The organism is Sphingomonas sp. (assembly GCF_035490575.1).
Lineage (GTDB): Bacteria > Pseudomonadota > Alphaproteobacteria > Sphingomonadales > Sphingomonadaceae > Sphingomonas.
On record NZ_DATJLI010000028.1, the window covers coordinates 1 to 19320 of the forward strand.

Consider the following 19320-nt stretch of genomic DNA (forward strand, 5'->3'; position numbering starts at 1 on the left):
ACCCGGAGCGCCACGGCTGCCGCAGCGAGACGGTGATCGCGGTGAACTTCACCGAAAAGCTGATCCTGATCGGCGGCACGCGTTATGCCGGGGAGATGAAGAAGTCGGTGTTCGGCGTGCTCAATTACCTGTTACCCGAAAAGGGGGTGATGCCGATGCACTGCTCCGCCAATATCGGCGCCGATGGCGGGACAGCGGTGTTCTTCGGTCTGTCGGGCACGGGCAAGACGACCTTGTCGGCCGATGCCAGCCGCACCCTGATCGGCGATGACGAACATGGCTGGTCCGACACCAATGTCTTCAATTTCGAAGGCGGCTGCTACGCCAAGATGATCCGGCTGTCGGCGGAGGCCGAGCCGGAGATTTTCGCGACGACAAAGCGGTTCGGAACCGTGCTCGAAAACGTAGTGATGGACCCGGTGACGCGCGAGCTGGATTTCGATGATGCGAGCCTGGCGGAGAACAGCCGGGGTGCCTATCCCATCGAGTTCATTCCCAATGCCAGCGCCGACAATCTGGGACCGGTGCCGCGCAACATCGTGATGCTGACCGCCGACGCGTTCGGCGTGTTGCCGCCGATCGCGCGGTTGACGCCCGAACAGGCGATGTATCACTTTCTGTCCGGTTATACCGCCAAGGTCGCGGGCACCGAGATCGGGGTGACCGAGCCGGAGGCGACCTTCTCCACCTGTTTCGGTGCGCCGTTCATGCCGCGCCACCCGTCGGTCTATGGCAATCTGCTGAAAGAGCGCATCGCGCGCGGCGGCGTCGATTGCTGGCTGGTCAATACCGGCTGGACGGGGGGCAAATATGGCGTCGGAAACCGGATGCCGATCAAGGCGACGCGTGCATTGCTGAATGCGGCGCTGGAGGGTCGGCTGGAGGACGCCGAATACCGGGTCGATGCCAATTTCGGGTTCGCGGTGCCGGTGGCGGTGCCCGGTGTCGATCCCGCCATTCTCGACCCGCGCTCTACATGGCGCGATCCGGCCGAATATGACGCCGCGGCGGCGCGGCTGGTCGATCTGTTCGTCGAAAACTTCGCGCAGTTCGAAGCGCATGTCGATGACGATGTGCGCCGGGCCGCACCGGTTCGTCTGGCCGAGGCGGCTGAATAATCGCGCGGTTCGTGTCGCGCGCCGGCGATCGGCGCGCGACGTGTCGGGTCAACGCACCCGCTTCACCTTGACCGTCCGGCTGCCATTGTTGAGCTTGGCGTTGTAGCTGCCCAGGATGCCGGCCTCGATCCTGATCGGCTGCCCGGCCCGAGGAAAGATCCCGCTGCGCGCTTCGGTCGTCTGCCACTGCGTTTCATCGGCCAGAATGAACAGGTAATTGCCGGCGCCCACGCTCTGGACGCGCGCGAGCGTCGATTCGATCTCGCTGACTTCCGGCTCACGCGCGCCATCGTCGTCATCGCCGCCGAACAGCGCCAGGCGAGGGAGCTGGAACCCGAAGACGCGGCGTTTGGCGCGGCGCATTCCTTCGCGATCGAGGATGACGATTTCGCCCGCGTCGCGCGCGGCGATCAGCGCCGCTGTTGCACGATCGAAACACTCCAGACGCGCGGTCGCATCAGCCTGGCTGCGACACGCAGCCAGCGCGTCGCCCAGCGCGCTGCCTTTCGCACCGTCGTCAGCCTGTCGCGCGCCTGCCGGCGCCGACAGCGCGATGCTTGCACCAAGAACCCATATGATCCGCATGTCTTACCCCATTTGTCCGGCCCGTCGCGACCCTGGATAAGTCCTAGCTGGTCACTGTGCGTGACAAAACTGTGACTATATTGCCACCCTGTATTACGAAATGGCGCGCTGCAACGAAATCTCGTTGCTCATGTGACCATCGCCGCAATAGGTTTCGTTCATGCCGGTATCAGGGGCCGGTGGAACTGTGCCGCGTCGACCGCCGTGGCCGGGGAATAAAAGGGAACGATAAACCTATGAAGAAGCTGACTCGCCAGAGGCTGCTCGCCTCGACGCTGATCATCGGGTCCTCCGTCGCCGCTGTCCCGGCCTTTGGCCAGGCCGCGCCGCAGACGACGGAAACCGTGACGCAGGAGCCGAACACCGCCAGCCCGGTAGAGAATCCTCAGGATTCGGTGAACATGGGCGAAGACATCGTCATCACCGGCTCGCTGATCCGCAACCCCAACCTGGTCGCATCGAACCCGGTGACGGTCGTTGGCTCCGATGAAATCGATCTGCGTCAGACCAACACCGCCGAACAACTCCTGCGCGAATTGCCCGGCGTCGTTCCGTCCATCGGTTCGGCCGTGAACAACGGCAATGGCGGCTCGTCGTTTGTGAACCTTCGCGGTCTTGGTTCGAACCGCAACCTGGTGTTGCTGGACGGCGTTCGCATCGTTCCCTCGAACCTCGAAGGCGTGGTCGACCTCAACAACATTCCGCTTGCGCTCGTGCAGCGTGTTGACGTGCTCACCGGCGGCGCGTCGACAACCTATGGCGCGGATGCGATTTCGGGTGTGGTGAACTTTGTCACCCGCACCGACTTTGCGGGTATCGACCTCAATCTGTCGAACCAGATCAGCGAGCGCGGCGACGGTTCGATCTTCCGGGCCGACCTGACGGTTGGGGCCAATTTTGCCGATGGCCGTGGTAACGCGGTTCTGAGCGTCGGCTATCAACAGGCCGATCCAGTTTTCCAGGGCGACCGCGATATTTCGCGCGCACAGGTCGACTCGTTCTCGGGCGGTCTGGGTGGCTCGGGCACTTCGACGCCGTCGCGTTTTTCGGGAATCAATCCGACCGGCGCCAACTCGATTACCGACAGCACCATTTGCGGCGAAGGTTTTGCGATCGAATGTAATTCGGTCCAGGGCACTCGCCAGATCAACGCTGCTGGCACGGGCTTCAACAACAGCGCGGCGTTTACGCCGTTCAACTTCAATCCGGACAATATTTTCCAGACGCCGTTTGAGCGTTACAATATCTATGCAGCGGCCAACTATGAGCTGTCGGAATCGGTTGAAGTTTACAATCGTGCGATCTTCTCGAAGAATACTGTCAGCACGATTATCGCCCCCTCGGGTGCATTTGGTTTGCCGGTTTCCGTCAGCCTGAACAATCCGTTCCTGTCGGCGGCGCAGCGCAATGCATTCTGCGCGTTCGATACCGATCCGGGTGTGGGCTATACCGCGCGTTTCAGCGCCGCGGAATGTGCCGCTGCGGCAACTGCGACGGGTGTTGACGACCCCACCTATCGGCAGGTCGACGACGTGCTGCTGTTCCGTCGTGCTACCGAACTCGGGCCGCGCGTTTCGGAATACACGACGACGTTCTTCGATTATCGCGCCGGCGTTCGCGGCAACATCACCGGGAATGTAGGCTACGACCTGTTCGGTGCTTATGGCGAAAGCGAAAATCGCCAGTCGATCCAGGGCTACTCGCTGAACTCGCGCGTGGCGCAGTCGCTGCTGGTCAATCGTGCCGATGACGGCACGGTGACTTGCCAGGATCCTGCGAACGGATGTGTTCCGGTCAACTTCTTTGGCCCGAACGGTTCGATCTCGCCCGAGGGCGCCGACTTCCTGACAGCGGCCAGCAGCTCGTTCGTTCGCACGACGCTGGCGCAGGTTCGCGGCACGATCAGTGGTGACATCGGCGTGTCCTCGCCGCTCGCGTCGGAGCCGATCAGCTTCGCCGTTGGTGGCGAGTATCGGAAATACACCGCGCAGCAGGGCGCCGACTCGCTTGCCGAGTCGGGCGATCTGGGCGGCGCCGGTGGTGCAACGCCTTCGATCTCCGGCGGTTACGACGTGTATGAAGCCATCGGCGAAGTGGTGCTGCCGCTGATTTCCGACCGCCCCTTCTTCGAGAGCCTGCAACTGGAAGGCGGCATCCGCTATTCGAGCTACAGCATCGACACGCCGGGCAACCCCAGCTTCGAGACCACGACGTGGAAGGTGGCGGGAACCTGGGAGCCGGTTCGTGGCTTCAAGGCACGCGGTAATTTCTCGCGTGCGGTTCGCGCACCGAACATCAACGAGCTGTTCAGCCCGGTGAACACCGTGCTGACCAACCTGTCTGATGATCCCTGCGCCAATCTTGCCGACGATGGCGAAGCGATTCCCGGTCGTCCGACTCCGAGCGGTCTGTTGCGTGAGGTCTGCATTGCACAGGGCGCACCGGCTGGCCTGATCGGTCAGATCGCGGTGCCGACTTCGGGTCAGGCGAACTACACCGGCGGCGGCAGCCCGCTGCTCCAGCCGGAACGTTCGAATAGCTGGTCGGCAGGTGCGGTGTTGCAGCCGGACTTTCTTAGCGGCTTCTCGGCTTCGATCGACTATTACTGGATCGAGATCGAACGGGCGATCAGCCAGCCGACGCCGGGTGACGCGATCGACGCTTGTTTTGGTGAAGGCAATCTGAGCCTTACCAATCCGGCGTGTCTTGCCATCCGTCGTAACACCATCGACGGCTCGCTGTCGGGCGATCCGGAGACGGCTCCCGGTTTGCCGATCACATTGTCGAACGGCGGTCGTTACCTGACCGACGGTATTGATCTGACGGTCAATTACACGCGCGACTTCGGCATCTTCGGTCTGGCGCTCGGGTTCAACGGTAACTGGACCAACCGTAGCGAGTTCCAGTCGGTGCCCGGTGCGTTCAATCGGGATTGCGTCGGCCTGTATTCCGTCAACTGCGGCTCGATCCAGCCGGAGTTCATGTGGAGCCAGCGCACGACGTTGACGTTTGACGATGTCGATGTCTCGTTGCTGTGGCGTCACCTGAACAGCGTTGATTACGAGTTCGCAGCGACCGATGCCGCTTATGTCGGAGAAGTCACGTCTCCGGCCGGCACATATGACTTCAACACCATCGAAGCATATGATTATTTCGACCTGACGATGCGCTTTAACGCGACTGAGAACTTCACGTTCACGGTGGCGGTGCAGAACCTGCTCGACAAGGAGCCACCGCTGGTCGGCAACACGATCGGTTCGACCTCCTACAACAGCGGCAACACCTATCCGTCCACTTACGACGCAGTGGGTCGCCGGTTTGCAGCTTCGGCACGCGTTCGCTTCTGATCGCGAAGATCGTTGAAAATGGGGAGGGCGGGTTCGAAAGAGCCCGCCCTTTTCATGCGGTCGTGGCGCAGGGCAGATGAATCGGGATCATCCCAGTAACGGGCGGGGGAGTGCCAGGGCCATGTCATTCGACTGTGCAACCGCGCGAGTCCAGGCGGCGACCTTTTCCACTTCATCCCGATTGGCGGCTCGTGCCGCGGCGTGAACGGCATCGCGATCCGCAGGGCCGAAACGTTCGCCCGTTTTTGCATTTCGGCTGAATGCGGGACCGTCGACAATGTCACGGATCGCGTCGGCGGACAGTCCGAGCGCGAAATGCGCCGAAAGTGCGCCGATGGCGTGCCGGGGATTGGCAAGCAAAGCGGCACTGTCCATCGTAACGACACGTGGTCCGAATTGATCGGCCATCGCGGCAAACAGGCGATGTTGCGCCAGCCAGCCCATTGCCGCCACCTGAAGGTCGGTCCATTCCATGGCGGCGCCGGTTTCGAAGCCCAGTTCGCAAAGACCGTCGGCAGCCAGTTTTTTCCAGAGATCGCGGACCCACAATCGGCCCCACATCCCCTTTGACGCGACGGAAGCGACGAAGGTTTCAAGCGGTGCATACAGCAGCAACGCGCGAGCATCGGGTCGAAGGGTCAGCATTGCCGGCGCAAGCGCGAGCGTGACATTCGAGGGTTTGATGATGGCGCACGCCTCCGTGGGGGTCGAGGCTCCCAGAAGTCGCAGCATGTCGCCCAGTCGGTCGCGCAGCTCGCCTGCGCCCGCCCCCCGGCGTCGCCAGCCGCTCAGGTCGTTCAGCAGGACGGGTTCCTTGAACGTCATTGCCGAGCCGGGGTGATCGAGCGCGTTGGCGAGCAATGTCGAACAGCAAAAGGCGGAGTGAAAGATAAAATGCTGTCGTGTTGTGCCCTCGATGACGCGCAACGCGGCAATACGTGGCGCAGCGATCGCTTCCGGGATGGCTTTCGCCAGATATTCGTCGGTAAGGAAGGCGCTCTGACGCCGCATCTGGCGCGTCGCCGGTATGAGATGCACCGCATCGCGGATTGGATCATAACGGTGCACATACCAATCGGGGTCGCGCAGCTTTCGGCCAAGGTCGTTCTGGTTTTCCATCGCGAGGACGGAATATAGCGGGATCACGCGAAGCCGAAGCGCTTTTGGCGCTTTTATCGGCGGATCGGACTTCTGTTCGCGGCGCATCTATGCTGCAATGCATTTAAGCCGTTTCGGCACCCTTGCCGAATACCGAATGCAGGATCACGAAAGCCGGAGTATTCACCATGCCCATGTTATTGATTGCTGCTGTATTGCTTGTGCCGCAGGCATCACAGGCCAAGGCTGACGCCCCTCAGAAGGAACGCCGCATTTGTCGCAAGCTGGCGGATACGGGTTCGCTTATCGCCCGGAAACGGGAATGCCGCACCGCCGCCGAATGGGATCAACTGGCACAAGCGGCGCGCGCGGGCGGGCAGTATCTGGTCGATCAGAATGCCGGGGGCATCATCAACAATTGAGGGCGGCCGCCTGTTCTGAGCGTCAGGCCGCGACTGCCGTCAGCAGGTAGTTCAGGCGTCGATCCTCGCCCAGCGTGAAGCCGCGCGACGGGCTGTAGCCAAGTCCGGTAACGTCGCTCACCGTCAGCCCGGCGTCGCGCAACAGGTCGGTCAATTCGTCCGGCGTCATGAACTTGTCCCATTCGTGGGTGCCACGGGGGATCATGCCGATCGTCTCGGCGACGTCGATCATGGCCAGCCGGGACAGGGGGGTCCGGTTGGGCGTCGACATGACCAGCAATCCGCCAGGCGCAAGCGCGGCCGCCAGTCCCGCGACGAACGCCGCCGGATCGGTGACGTGTTCGATCACTTCCATCGACGTGACCAGATCGAACTGTTCGCCCGCCAGTTGGTCCAGCTCGCCCGCGATATATCGGATGTGGAGACCCGCCTGCCCGGCATGGGCCGCAGCGGCGCCGATATTCTCGGGCGCGGCATCAACGCCGGTCGTGCGTGCGCCCATTCGTGCCAGCGGCTCGGCCAGCAATCCGGCGCCACACCCGATGTCGAGCGCCGACCGTCCGGCAAGCGGCGTGAACCCGGCGCGATCGCTGTGCCAATGCATGTCGATCGCCTGTCGCAGATATTGCAGGCGGACGGGGTTCAGCCGGTGCAGCATCGCCGATGTGCCGCGCGGGTTCCACCAGTCGGCGGCCAGCTTGCCGAAATGCGCCGCTTCGGCCGGGTCGATCGTCGTTGCCTTTGCCATTTCATCCCCCTATCAGCCGGCGCGAACGCACCCAAGGGGGGAAAGAGACACCATGGCGCGCATCGTGATGAAGTTCGGCGGCACCTCGATGGCGGGCATCGAGCGAATCCGAACCGTCGCGAAACTGGTCAAGCGCGAATGGGACGCGGGCAATCAGGTCGCGGTCGTCGTGTCGGCAATGGCGGGCGATACCGATCGTCTGGTCGGTTTCTGTCGCGAGGCGTCATCGCTTTACGACCCGCGCGAATATGACGTGGTGGTGTCGTCGGGTGAGCAGGTGACGTCGGGACTGCTGGCGATCGCGCTTCAGGCGGCGGGCGTGCCCGCGCGCAGCTGGCAGGGCTGGCAATTGCCGATCCGCACCAGCGACGTTCATGCCTCTGCCCGGATCGAGGATGTCGATACGACCGAGCTGGACAAGAGCCTGGCCAATGGCGAGGTTGCGGTGATACCCGGTTTCCAGGGCGCGACCGATGGCGGACGCGTGACCACGCTGGGTCGCGGCGGGTCGGATACCTCGGCGGTGGCGATGGCAGCGGCGATGAAGGCCGACCGGTGCGACATTTATACGGATGTCGACGGCGTTTACACCACCGACCCGCGGATCGTGCCGCGCGCGCGCAAGCTTGCCAAGGTGACGTATGAGGAAATGCTCGAACTGGCGAGCGTCGGTGCGAAGGTGCTTCAGACGCGTTCCGTCGGGCTGGCCATGAAGGAAGGCGTGCGCGTGCAGGTGCTGTCATCCTTCGTTGGCGAAGACGGTGTGGTGCGCCCCGGCACGCTGATCGTGGGCGAAGAGGAGATCGACGATATGGAACGCCAGCTCATCACCGGCATCGCGCATGACAAGAACGAGGCCAAGGTCACGCTGGTCGAAGTGCCCGACCGGCCCGGCGCGGTGGCGGCGATCTTTGGTCCGCTGGCGACGGCGGGGATCAATGTCGACATGATCGTTCAGAACATTGCCCATGCAACGGGGTCGACCGATGTGACCTTTACCGTGCCCAAGGCCGACCTGGCCCGCGCGCTGGACACGCTGGAAAAGGAGCGCGCGACGATCGGTCATGCGCGGCTGATCCACGATCCGCGCGTGGCAAAGGTGACGGTGGTCGGCGTCGGGATGCGAAGCCATGCGGGTGTGGCGGCGACGATGTTCAACACGCTGGGCGCGCGCGGCATCAACATCCTGGCCATCACCACCAGCGAGATCAAGGTCAGCGTGCTGATCGAGGAAGATTATACCGAACTGGCGGTGCGCGTGCTGCACACCGCTTACGGCCTGGACGCCGCCGAAGAGACGGGCGAGGCGGCCTGAACCGTCAGGCGCGTCCCCGTCGGAACGTGATGACGCGGTAAATATAGTAGACGAGTATGGTGGCCATGATCGCGGTGCTGGCCGGCCCCATCCAGCGTTCGACCGCATCATATTCCTGGCCCAGCGCATAGCCGGCCAGGCCGAGCGCGCTGGTCCATGCGCCCGCGCCAAGCGTGGTCAGCAGCACGAAGCGGGCGGGCGGCATGTCGAACAGGCCCGCCGGGATCGAGATCAGTGTGCGGATGCCCGGCACCAGATGGCCAAGCGGAACAGCCCAGCGGCTGTGCCGGTCGAACCAGTCATCGATCCGGTCGATATCCTCCGGGCTGAGCGTGATCCAGCGGCCGTGGCGCGCCGCCCAGTGCTTCAACCGTTCCTCGCCCAGCCATTTGGCGACCGAATACCAGAAGATCGCGCCCGCCAGCGTGCCCGCCGTGCCCGCGGCCAGCACGCCGATGATGCTGAGCTCGCCTCGGCTTGCGGTAAAGCCCGCCATCGGCATGATGATTTCGGACGGCAGCGGGGGGAACAGATTTTCCAGGAACATCAGGAACGCGATGCCGGGATAACCGGACTTTTCGATCAGGTCGGTGATCCATTCGGTCATCGCGTGGCGTCCCATAAATGTCAGAGCCATGGAACCGGCGAGGCGGCAAAGATTTCCATCAAGGGCGAATCAGGACGGGGGAAAAACAATCGACGTGCGGCGCAAAGCGGCGGCAATCCTGTCGACATTGCTGATTGGCGGCTGCAATCGGCACCAATCCGCGCTGTCGACCTTTGGCGCCGAGGCCGAGCAAATTCGTGTCATCACCATCGCACTGGTCATTGGCGCGGCGCTGATCGCAGCTTTCATGGCAACGCTTTACTGGCGCGCGGTCACGGCGCCGGAGGGGGCGATTACCCACAAGCAGGGGATGCGTCTGGTGCTGTGGCTCGGCGGTGTCGGGTCGACGGTGATCCTGGCCGTGCTGCTGATCTTTGCTCTGCCCGCCATGCGCCCGCGCGTAACCGGGCCGGGCGATTTGGCGGTGACGGTCGAGGGTGAGCAATTCTGGTGGCGGGTCGGCTATCATCTGCCCGGCGGCAATGTCCTGCTCTCCGCCAATGAAGTGCGCGTGCCTGTCGGTCGAACGGTGGCGTTCGAGCTGACCGGGCGCGATGTGATCCACAGCTTCTGGATTCCTGGCCTTGCCGGCAAGATGGACATGATTCCCGGCCGCACCAACAGCCTGGTCGTGCGCGCCGACAAGCCCGGTCGCTATCGCGGCGTGTGCACCGAGTTCTGTGGATTGAGCCACGCGCTGATGGCATTCGACGTGATCGCCATGCCCGCCGATGCGTTCGATAGCTGGCTCGCCGATCAGGGGCGGGCAGCGGCGAGTGCGGGGCAGGGGCGCGGGGCCGAACTGTTCGCCGCCAATGGTTGCGGCGGATGCCATGCGGTGCGCGGGACCGAGCATGACGCGGTGATCGGTCCCGATCTCAGCCGCTTCGGCGACCGGCTGACGCTGGGCGCGGGTATCCTGCCGCCCACGGTCGAGCGCACCGCTGCCTTCATCCGCGCGCCGCAGGATGCCAAGCCGGGCGTGCGGATGCCCGCCTATCCGCAATTGAGCGAGGCCGACGCGCGCGCCATCGCCAGCTATCTCAAGGGGCTGAAATGAGCCTGCACGCACAGGACGACCCCGAACTGCGCCGCGCGCAGGAGGAACGGCTGCGCGCCGTCTGGGCGCCGCCCACGGGCATTTTCCTTCGCTGGACCGATACCAACAACGACCGGGTCGGCGTGTGGTATACGCTGACTGCGTTCGGCTTCATGCTGTTCGCGGGCGTGCTGGCGCTCATCATGCGGACGCAGCTTGCCGCGCCCGACAATGACCTGGTGAGCGCGAACACCTTCAATCAGCTGTTCACGCTGCACGGCTCGATGATGATGTTCCTGTTCGCAGTGCCGATGTTCGAGGCCGTGTCGATCCTGATCCTGCCGCAACTTCTTGGCGCCCGCGACCTGCCGTTCCCGCGCCTTTCGGCCTTCGGCTACTGGTCGTTCCTGCTGGGCGGGGTGTTCGTGTCCGGCTCGATCTTCTTCAACGCGGCCCCCGATGGCGGCTGGTTCATGTATCCGCCGCTGACGACGCGCACCGACCTGTCGGGGCTGGGCGCCGATATCTGGATGCTGGGGCTGTCGTTCATCGAAGTGTCGTCGGTGGCCGCCGCTGTCGAGCTGATCGTCGGCGTGCTGAAATGCCGTCCTCCAGGGATGCGGCTGAACCTGATGCCGCTTTATGCCTGGTATATCCTGGTGGTGGCGGTGATGATTCTGTTCGCCTTTCCACCGTTGATCGCGGGCGACATCCTGTTCGAGATGGAGCGGCTGCTGAACTGGCCGTTCTTCGATGCCAGCCGGGGCGGCGATCCGATCCTGTGGCAGCATCTGTTCTGGATATTCGGCCACCCCGAAGTCTATATCATCTTTCTGCCGTCGATCGCATTATTCGCGATGCTGGTGCCGACCTTCGCGCGGCGGCATCTGCTGGGCTATCCGTGGATCGTGCTGGCGGCCGTGGGGACGGCGTTCCTGTCGTTCGGGCTGTGGGTGCACCACATGTTCACGACCGGCCTGCCCAAGATCAGCCTGGCCTTTTTCTCCGCCGCGTCCGAAGCGGTGGTGATCCCGACGGGCGTGCAGATATTCGTGTTCATCGCGACATTATGGGCCGGGCGCGTCACATGGTCGACGCCGCTGCTTTATGCGACGGGCAGCCTTGCCATCTTCGTCATCGGCGGGCTGACGGGGGTAATGGTCGCGGTCGCGCCTTTCGACTGGCAGGCGCACGATACCTATTTCGTCGTCGCGCACCTGCATTATGTGCTGATCGGCGGCACGTTGATGCCGTTGTTCGCCGGGCTTTATTATTATTGGCCGCTGATTACCGGCAAGAAGCTGTCCGACCGGCTGGGTCGCACAGCGTTCTGGATGCTGTTCGTTGGCGCAAACCTGACCTTTTTTCCGATGCATTTTTCGGGGCTTGAGGGGATGCCGCGCCGGGTTTTCACCTATCCGGCGGAGCTTGGGCTGGGGGGACTGAACCTCGCCTCGACGCTCGGCGCCTATCTTTTCGCGGCGGGCGTGGCGGTGATCTGTGTCGACCTGGCGCTGTCGCCGCGTCGGCGGGTGGGGGAGCGCAATCCGTGGAACGCGGGGACGCTGGAATGGCTGGAGGACCCGCGCGCCGACGATCATTGGGGCGTGCGATGCGTGCCGCTGATCTCCAGCCGTTATCCGTTGTGGGACCAGCCCGATTTCGTGAAGAAGGTCGATGAAGGCCGCTTCTTCCTGCCCGATGCGGAGGAGGGGCGGCGCGAGACGATCGTGACCACCGTGCTGGATGCGCGTCCATTGTCCGTCATCCGACTGGGCACGCCCAGTTTCAAGCCGATGCTGACGGCTATCGCATTGGGCGGCGTGTTCATTTTCACCACCTATCACCTGTATTGGGCCGCGCTCGCCTGTGCGTTCGCGACGCTGGCGATGGTGCTGTGGTGGTTGTGGACCGGCACCGCGGAAATCCCCGAAAAGGAGAGCAAGCCGATCGGTCATGGCATGGAACTGCCGCTCTACATCTCCGGATCGTCATCGCCGGGATGGTGGGCGATGTTCATCACGATGATGGCCGACGCGACGGCGTTTTCGGGGCTGGTATTCGGCTATTATTTCTTCTGGACGCGCCACGCCGATTTTCCGCCCGAGGGGATGGATGCGGCACCCGGCATGATGTGGCCCATGATCGCGATGGCGGTCGGACTGGCAAGCTGGGCCGCGACGATCGGCGCGCGGGAGGTTCATGCGCGGGGCGGCGTGGGCGTGGCGCGGCTGTTGCTTGGCGCCGGGATCGTGCTGAGCGGGGCGGGCATTTGTTCCGGTCTGGCCGGACCGTGGCTGTCGGGCATGGACCCTGAGGCGCATGTCTATCCCGCAATCGTGTGGACGCTGGCGATCTGGACTGCCGCGCATTCGGGCGTGGCGATCATCATGCAGGGCTATGTGCTGGCGCGCAGCCTGGCGGGCAAGATGACGCCACGATATGATGCCGAAATTCGCAACATCACCGTTTACATGCATTTCTTCGCGCTGACGGCGGTCGTGACCTATGCCACGATCGGCCTGTTCCCGGAGGTTGCGTGAAACGGGGCCTGCCCGGGTGGGCGACGCGGCTGCGCGTCACATTATGGACGCTGATTGTCCCGCCGACCAGTTGGGCGGCGCATTTCCTGTTCTCCTACCTGTGGGCGGCGGTTTCATGCGCCAAGGTCGGCGCGTTCGCGACGGTGCCGTGGCTGTTCGTCGCGGGAACGGTGGTTGCGCTGGCGGTGATCCTGACATCGGGGTGGATCGCATGGACGCAATCGAACATGCCCGGCGACGAGCCTCCGCACGAGGATTCGACCGATATCGACCGGCTGCGCTTTCTGGCGAAATCGACATTGCTGCTGGCGGGGCTGAGCTTCATCGGCGTGATCTTTACCGCCCTGCCGGTGGTTTTCATCGGGGATTGCCGGTGAAGCGGCGCGTCAGCCTGGGGGCGGGCGCGCTGTTGCTGCCGGTGGGATGGTGGCTGGCAGCGGGTGGGTTCGGCATGACCGGGCATATGGCCGGGCATATGCTGGCGGTCGCGGTCGCCGCGCCGTTGATTGCACTGGGCCTCAGCGGCACGCGCGCCGATCCTGCGACACGCTGGCCCAGGCACGTTACGCCGATGGGCGCGATGCTGATCGAACTGGCAGTGGTGTGGGGCTGGCACCTGCCGGCGTTGCGTGCCGCGGCGGACGCGATGCGGGCCGCGATGGTGCTTGAACAGGCGATGTATCTGGCCGCCGGTTTCCTGTTGTGGAGCAGCGTGCTGGCCGCGCGGCACCGGGCGAGCGGCATCGGCGCGCTGTTGCTGACGTCGATGCACATGACGTTGCTGGGCGCGCTGATCGGGCTGGCGCCGCGCCCCCTTTATGACGGGACGGCGATCGGCCATCACGGGCTGGAGCCGCTGGCCGACCAGCAACTGGGCGGCGTGGTCATGCTGATGATCGGCGCGGCGAGTTATCTTATCGGAGGTCTGGCAATGCTCGCGGGCCTGTTGCGTATGCGCGAGGTTTCGACATGACGATCCGGCTGACATGGCAGCGCGTTGCGCTCGCGCTGGGAGCATTGGCGCTGGCGGGAATGGCCTTTGCCTGGTCGGGCCTGTTCCAGATCGCGGCATCGTCCGGCCACTGGAGAGTCACCGACTGGTTTCTGCACTGGGTGATGCGTAACTCGGTCAAGACCTATAGCAGCTTTCAGACCCCGGAAGAGGTCACGACCGATCAGGGCCTGGTCAGCGCCGCAGGGCATTTCCGGCAATCCTGTGCGGTCTGTCACGGCGCGCCCGGCGTGCGGCCGTCGCCAGTGATGCAGAAGGCGACACCCCATGCCCCCGACCTGGCCATCAATGCGCGCGAATGGACCGACCGGCAGATTTACTGGATCCTCGAGCATGGCGTGAAGTATACCGGGATGCCCGCCTGGGGCGCCAAGGATCGCCCGGACGAGGTGCGCCGCATGGTGGCGTTCGTGCGACGATTGCCGACGATGACGCCCGCTGAGTATCGCGCGTTGACCGAAGTGGCGGCGGGCGTCGACGTGGCCGGTGTGCGCCCCGGCGTGACGGCAGTTTGCACGGGGTGCCATGGCAATGACGGGCGTGGCCGGGGGCAGCCCGATATTCCGGTGCTCGGCGGTCAGCGCGCCGATTACCTGCTCGCTTCGCTGGAGCGTTATGCCAGCGGCGACCGGGCGAGCGCGGTGATGCAGGTCGCGGCATCGCAACTCACGCGGGCCGAGATGAGGGCCCTGGCCGATCATTTCGCAGCCATGCCCGGTTTGCAGGCAGGGCCATTGCCGCGAACGCATCCGCTGCTGACAGAGGGGCGGCACGCCGACCAGCTTCCCGCCTGCGCCGGTTGCCATGCGCCCGATCGCGCCCACCCGGTCATCGCTGGTCAACGCGCGACCTATATCGCCGACCGCCTTCGCAACTGGCGCGGCGATGAAAAGGTGGTTGATGCTCGCAAGCCGCACGCGACGATGCCGGTGATCGCAAGGCGCATTCCCAAGGAACAGATCGAGCCGCTCGCCAGCGCGCTGGCGGCGGCCGATCCGGGCGACTAGGACAGCAGCCGCACCGGCACCGATTTGGCGGCGAGGACATGGCTTTGTTCCGCATGGTGTTCCAGCGGGATCAGCACATTGGCTTCGGGATAATATGCGCCCAGGCACCCGCGCGGAATGTCATAGGGCACGACGATCAAGCCATCGAGGCGGCGGTCGACGCCATCGGCGAGGTCGGTCGTCAACCCGACGCGCTGACCCTCCGCCAGCCCACGCTCGCGAATGTCCTCCCGGTTCATGAAGAGCACATCACGCGTGCCCTTTACCCCGCGAAAACGGTCGTGATAGCCGTAAATGGTGGTGTTGAACTGATCGTTCGATCGCAGCGTCATCAGCCGGAACCGACCCGATTTGTCCTCGAACCCGGCCGCATTCAGTGAATCGGGCACATGGAACTCGGCCTTGCCGGTCTCGGTCTGCCAGATGCGCTCGGCCGCCTTGTTTCCTTTCCAGAAGCCGCCGGGCTGGAACATGCGCTGATTATAGTCGGCGAACTTTTCCGGATAGGTCGCTTCGATGGCGTCGCGGACCTTGGAATAGTCACCGACCCATGCGTCCCAGTCGATTGCCGGATTGGGCGGCAGCAGCCGCTTGGCGATGGCGCCGATGATCGCCGGTTCCGACATCAGATGCGGGCTGGCGGGGTCGACGCGGCCGCGGGAGCCGTGAATGCAACTGGTCGAATCCTCGGTCGACACGGCCTGTGGCCCGGTCGCCTGCTCGTCGCGCTCGATGCGACCGAGGCAGGGGAGGAGATATGTTACCTTGCCGGGGAACAGGTGATTGCGGTTCAGCTTGGTCGCGATTTGCACCGACAGCCGCAACTTGCCCCATGCCGCCTCCATCGGGCCGGTATCGGCCACGGCGCGCAGAAAATTGCCGCCCAGTCCGATAAACGCCTGAACCGAGCCATCGATGATGCCGCGGCAAGTCTCGATCGTGTCCAGCCCCTTTTCGGTCGGTGGATCGAAATTATAGAGTTCCTTCAACTTGCCGACCGGCGCCAGTTCGGTCTTTTCGGTGATGCCGACCGTGCGCTGGCCCTGAACATTCGAATGCCCGCGCACCGGCGTCGGCCCCGCGCCGGGCTTGCCGATATTGCCGCGCATCAGCAGCAGGTTAACGAGCATTCGAACATTGTCGACGCCCTTTACATGCTGGGTCAGGCCCATGCCATAAATGCCCAGCACCGCCTTTGACCGGGCGTAGACGCGCGCCGCTTGTTCGATGGCCCATTTCTCCAGCCCGCTCTCACGCACGATCGCCGACCAGTCAGCCGCGCGCGTCGCGTCGAGGAACGCATCGACGCCGTGGCAATGCTGGTCAAGAAACGCCTGATCCAGAATGCGCGTGTCGCCAGAGGCCCTGGCCTGATCGTCCCATTCGACCAAAAACTTCGCCATGCCCATGATCGCGGCAATGTCGCCACCGGCGCGTAGCTGGTGATATTGGGTCGCGATCTGCGTTTCGTCGCGCGTCAGCATCTCGCGTGGGTTCTGGGGATCGGTAAAGCGCTCAAGCCCGCGTTCGCGCAGGGGGTTAAAGACGATGATCTCGACCCCGCGCTTGCGGGCGTCGCGCAACGGATGGAGCATCCGCGGGGCGTTGGAACCCACATTCTGTCCGAAGAACAGGATCGCGTCGCAATGCTCGAAATCCTCAAGCTGCGTGGTGCCCACCGCTTCACCGATCGCCTGTTTCAAACCAACGGAGGTCGATTCGTGACACATGTTGGAGCTGTCGGGCAGATTCTGATGCCCATAAAGCCGGGCCATCAGCGCATACATGTATGACGCTTCAAGGCTCGCCCGACCGGAGGCGTAGAACACCGCCGACTTTGGATTGATCTGCTTCAACTCGGCAGCGATCGCATCGAATGCCTCGTCCCACTCGACCGCGACGTAACGGTCGGTCGCCGCGTCATATTTCATCGGGTGCGTCAGGCGGCCATGCTGTTCCAGTTCGTAATCGGTCCAGCCGCGAAGGTCCGTCAGCGAATGTTCCTTGAAAAAGGCCGGGGTGGTGCGATGGCTGGTCAGTTCCCATGCGGTCGCCTTTGCCCCCTCTTCACAAAACTCGAATGGCAGGGGGTTGGCGGGTTTCGACCATGCACAACTGACGCAGGCAAAGCCGTCGGGCTTGTTCTGTCGCGCCAGTTCGGCGAGCGCGGACGGGCCGACGCGTTCGCGCGGCAGAATGTCGGCCAGGCTACGAACCGAACCCCATCCGCCGGCGGGGCCATCGAACGGTTCGATTTCCGGGGCGTCGTCACGCTGCTTCATGGCTGAAATCCCTCGCTGCCTGTGATAGATGCAACGGGCGGCCATCCTTTTGGTTCAGTCGCGGCGGGTCCGAAACGCCCATCGCAGCGACCCCGCCAGCGCACGAACGCCACCAGCGACGAACGGGCGCGCCATGCCGGAGCCTTTCAGTTCGTGCATCGACCGCGCCCAAGCCGGCAGCAGGTCGATTGCGGCGGGGGTGATGACGCGCTGCGCCACGGCCGTTGCGCGGTCGGGCGGGGTTGCGCGGATCACGCGGCGGGCAACGTCGCGGGTGCGACCATCGACATGCAGCCGCGATCGGTGGCTCTGGATGAAGTCGGCCATGTCGCTACGGCTGCGCGGCACGGGGGCGGCGCCGAGCCGTTCCGCGACCAGTGCGGATTGATCGAAATAGCGATCCTGATCGCCAGTCGACATCGACGGCTCGCCAAACGCGATCCAGGCGTCGAGGAAGCACGTGGCTTCGCAGGCATGGACCCATGCCAGTGCGAGCGGATCGTCGGCGCGATACGGCGTGCCATCGGGCAGGATGCCCGCGACATGCGCGTGGATCTGCCGGACGCGGGCGATCGCCGCCTCGGCGTCCGAGACATCGGCATAGGTGGTGATGGCAATGAACCGCGCGGTGCGCCGCAGCCGCCCCAGCATGTCATCGCGAAACCGCGAATGATCCCAGACACCGGCAAGCACGGCGGGGTCGAGCATCTGCATCAACAATGCCGCAATGCCGCCGACCATCATCGTCGTCACATCGCCGTGCACGCGCCCGATCACGCTGTCGGCTGGAAACAGCGCGCTCCCGCTGCGCTGAACCGGGCGCTCCCCCCGGCTCTGATCGTTGAACGTGGAGCGCACGCCCGCGATCAGCCGTGAGCGGGCGAGGTCGGCCAGCGGGCCTTGCAACGACGATCGGTTCATGTCGCTCAAAAGATCGGGGTGAGGCGGTTCCTCCGCAAGAGCGAAAAGAAAAGCCCGGCCACTCGAATGAGCAGCCGGGCCATTTCAACCACCAGAGGGGCGAACCTTATTTCAGGTGGGCGCTCAGGTGCTTGTTCATTTCGAACATGCTGGCCTTTTTTTTGCCGAAGATCTTCTCGATCTTGTCATCGGCCAGAATCTCGCGCTTGTCCTGCGGGTTCTGAAGATCGTGCTTCTTAATATATTCCCACATCTTGCTCACGACTTCGCTGCGCGGCAGCGGGCCGGCGCCGACGATTTCGGCCAGTTCGGGCGAAGGGGTAACGGGTGTCGCGATGCCACCGCGTGCGCCACCCTTTGCTGCAGTCGTTGCCTTGGCCATAAAGCCCCCCAAATCTCATACGCTTGCCGACGCGGGTTGCGCCTGCATGGCGGCGACTGTTCCGGTCTGATCGAACAAGATCAAGCGATTTTCGACATGCCGTGCCCGCCAACAGCGCCGCAGCGGACGAAATTGTGGCATTCCAGTCACAATCGGCGGGGCGAGAGGGCCTTTCGTCCATCTGCCGCCCGCACCATTCTGTGCCAAACCGCCGGATGACACGGCGATGGCGTCCCGCCCGCCAGACGCCTAAGGAATGCGGATGCGAGACGAAAATGATGCAATGGCCGAGGGCGATCTGGTGAGCGCCGGCGTCGAGCCGGTGATACCCGACGACGTTACCCGGGCCATTCGGACCCTGATCCAATGGGCGGGCGACGATCCCGATCGTGAAGGGCTGCTGGACACGCCGCGCCGCGTTGCAAAGGCGTGGCGCGAATATTGCGTGGGTTATGGCGATGATCCGTCACGCCATCTGGCGCGCGTGTTCGAGGAAGTCGGCGGCTATGACGAGATCGTGCTGCTGCGCGACATTCCGTTCCAGTCGCACTGCGAACATCATATGGCGCCGATTACCGGCAAGGCGCACATCGCCTATCTGCCGCAGGACCATGTCGTCGGCATTTCGAAACTGGCGCGCGTGCTGCACGGATTTGCAAGGCGGTTGCAGGTGCAGGAACGGCTGACGGCCGAAGTTGCCGACTGCATCTGGAATCACCTGAAACCGCGCGGCGTTGCCGTGGTGATCGAGGCGACGCATGGCTGCATGACCGCGCGCGGGGTGCGGACACCCGGCGTGGTCATGACGACCAGCCGGATGATGGGCGTGTTCCGCGACGACGAACGCAGCCGCAAGGAAGTGCTGGCGCTGATGGGCAAGGGCTGACGCCGCTT

The 19320-nt window shown here is 63.9% G+C and carries 17 protein-coding genes; 10 read left to right on the forward strand and 7 right to left on the reverse strand.

What is annotated here, in order from left to right; translation table 11 throughout:
* Positions 1–1118: phosphoenolpyruvate carboxykinase (ATP) (locus VL973_RS01835; protein ID WP_325282332.1), on the forward strand; the 1118-nt coding region annotated here is incomplete at its 5' end.
* 48 nt (positions 1119–1166) lie between these two features.
* Here the strand turns inward: VL973_RS01835 and VL973_RS01840 are convergent.
* Positions 1167–1703: a hypothetical protein gene (locus tag VL973_RS01840; protein ID WP_325282333.1), complete on the reverse strand. Its 537-nt coding sequence runs from the start codon at positions 1701–1703 to the stop codon at positions 1167–1169.
* A 236-nt stretch (positions 1704–1939) separates the two neighbouring features.
* Between VL973_RS01840 and VL973_RS01845 the strand changes: the two genes are divergently transcribed.
* Positions 1940–5050, forward strand: a complete 3111-nt coding sequence (locus VL973_RS01845; RefSeq protein WP_325282334.1) for a TonB-dependent receptor domain-containing protein — start codon at positions 1940–1942, stop codon at positions 5048–5050.
* An 87-nt stretch (positions 5051–5137) separates the two neighbouring features.
* On the opposite strand, the gene VL973_RS01850 is transcribed toward VL973_RS01845, so the two are convergent.
* Positions 5138–6169 carry a hypothetical protein gene (locus tag VL973_RS01850; protein ID WP_325282335.1) on the reverse strand — a complete coding sequence of 344 codons (1032 nt, stop codon included), beginning with the start codon at positions 6167–6169 and terminating at the stop codon, positions 5138–5140.
* 122 nt (positions 6170–6291) lie between these two features.
* On the opposite strand from VL973_RS01850, the gene VL973_RS01855 reads away from it, so the two are divergent.
* Complete coding sequence (locus tag VL973_RS01855; RefSeq protein WP_325282336.1) at positions 6292–6570, forward strand: hypothetical protein; 279 nt, start codon at positions 6292–6294, stop codon at positions 6568–6570.
* Between the two features lie 22 nt (positions 6571–6592).
* Here VL973_RS01855 and ubiG read toward each other — a convergent pair whose 3' ends face one another.
* Positions 6593–7318: a bifunctional 2-polyprenyl-6-hydroxyphenol methylase/3-demethylubiquinol 3-O-methyltransferase UbiG gene (ubiG, locus tag VL973_RS01860; protein ID WP_325282337.1), complete on the reverse strand. Its 726-nt coding sequence runs from the start codon at positions 7316–7318 to the stop codon at positions 6593–6595.
* A 52-nt stretch (positions 7319–7370) separates the two neighbouring features.
* On the opposite strand from ubiG, the gene VL973_RS01865 reads away from it, so the two are divergent.
* Positions 7371–8633, forward strand: a complete 1263-nt coding sequence (locus tag VL973_RS01865; protein WP_325282338.1) for an aspartate kinase — start codon at positions 7371–7373, stop codon at positions 8631–8633.
* 4 nt (positions 8634–8637) lie between these two features.
* Here VL973_RS01865 and VL973_RS01870 read toward each other — a convergent pair whose 3' ends face one another.
* Positions 8638–9240 (reverse strand): DedA family protein, encoded by a 603-nt coding sequence (locus VL973_RS01870; RefSeq protein WP_325282339.1) that lies wholly within the window; start codon positions 9238–9240, stop codon positions 8638–8640.
* A gap of 94 nt (positions 9241–9334) precedes the next feature.
* Between VL973_RS01870 and coxB the strand changes: the two genes are divergently transcribed.
* From coxB to VL973_RS01895, 5 genes are read left to right on the forward strand one after another with little or no spacing between them, the layout of a single operon-like run.
* On the forward strand, positions 9335–10300 hold the full coding sequence (gene coxB / locus VL973_RS01875) for a cytochrome c oxidase subunit II (RefSeq protein ID WP_325282340.1): 966 nt from the start codon (positions 9335–9337) through the stop codon (positions 10298–10300).
* Entirely contained in the window at positions 10297–12822 is a 2526-nt protein-coding gene (ctaD, locus tag VL973_RS01880) for a cytochrome c oxidase subunit I (RefSeq protein ID WP_325282341.1), read from the forward strand. The genes coxB and ctaD overlap by 4 nt, the downstream gene beginning before the upstream one ends.
* Positions 12819–13199: a hypothetical protein gene (locus tag VL973_RS01885; protein WP_325282342.1), complete on the forward strand. Its 381-nt coding sequence runs from the start codon at positions 12819–12821 to the stop codon at positions 13197–13199. Before ctaD ends, VL973_RS01885 begins: the two co-directional genes overlap by 4 nt.
* Positions 13196–13795, forward strand: coding sequence for a cytochrome c oxidase assembly protein (locus tag VL973_RS01890; protein ID WP_325282343.1), 600 nt, complete (start codon positions 13196–13198; stop codon positions 13793–13795). Before VL973_RS01885 ends, VL973_RS01890 begins: the two co-directional genes overlap by 4 nt.
* Positions 13792–14841 carry a c-type cytochrome gene (locus VL973_RS01895; protein ID WP_325282344.1) on the forward strand — a complete coding sequence of 350 codons (1050 nt, stop codon included), beginning with the start codon at positions 13792–13794 and terminating at the stop codon, positions 14839–14841. The genes VL973_RS01890 and VL973_RS01895 overlap by 4 nt, the downstream gene beginning before the upstream one ends.
* Here VL973_RS01895 and VL973_RS01900 read toward each other — a convergent pair.
* From VL973_RS01900 to VL973_RS01910, 3 genes are all read right to left on the reverse strand, one after another.
* A complete protein-coding gene (locus VL973_RS01900) occupies positions 14838–17123 on the reverse strand; it encodes an FdhF/YdeP family oxidoreductase (RefSeq protein WP_325282345.1) in 2286 nt (761 codons plus the stop codon). The two genes, VL973_RS01895 and VL973_RS01900, sit on opposite strands and share 4 nt — an antisense overlap.
* A gap of 54 nt (positions 17124–17177) precedes the next feature.
* A complete protein-coding gene (locus VL973_RS01905) occupies positions 17178–18044 on the reverse strand; it encodes an oxygenase MpaB family protein (protein ID WP_325282346.1) in 867 nt (288 codons plus the stop codon).
* A 106-nt stretch (positions 18045–18150) separates the two neighbouring features.
* Complete coding sequence (locus tag VL973_RS01910) at positions 18151–18426, reverse strand: SWIB/MDM2 domain-containing protein (protein WP_325282347.1); 276 nt, start codon at positions 18424–18426, stop codon at positions 18151–18153.
* 283 nt (positions 18427–18709) lie between these two features.
* Between VL973_RS01910 and folE the strand changes: the two genes are divergently transcribed.
* Entirely contained in the window at positions 18710–19312 is a 603-nt protein-coding gene (gene folE, locus VL973_RS01915) for a GTP cyclohydrolase I FolE (RefSeq protein ID WP_414712178.1), read from the forward strand.
* Positions 19313–19320 lie beyond the last annotated feature (8 nt).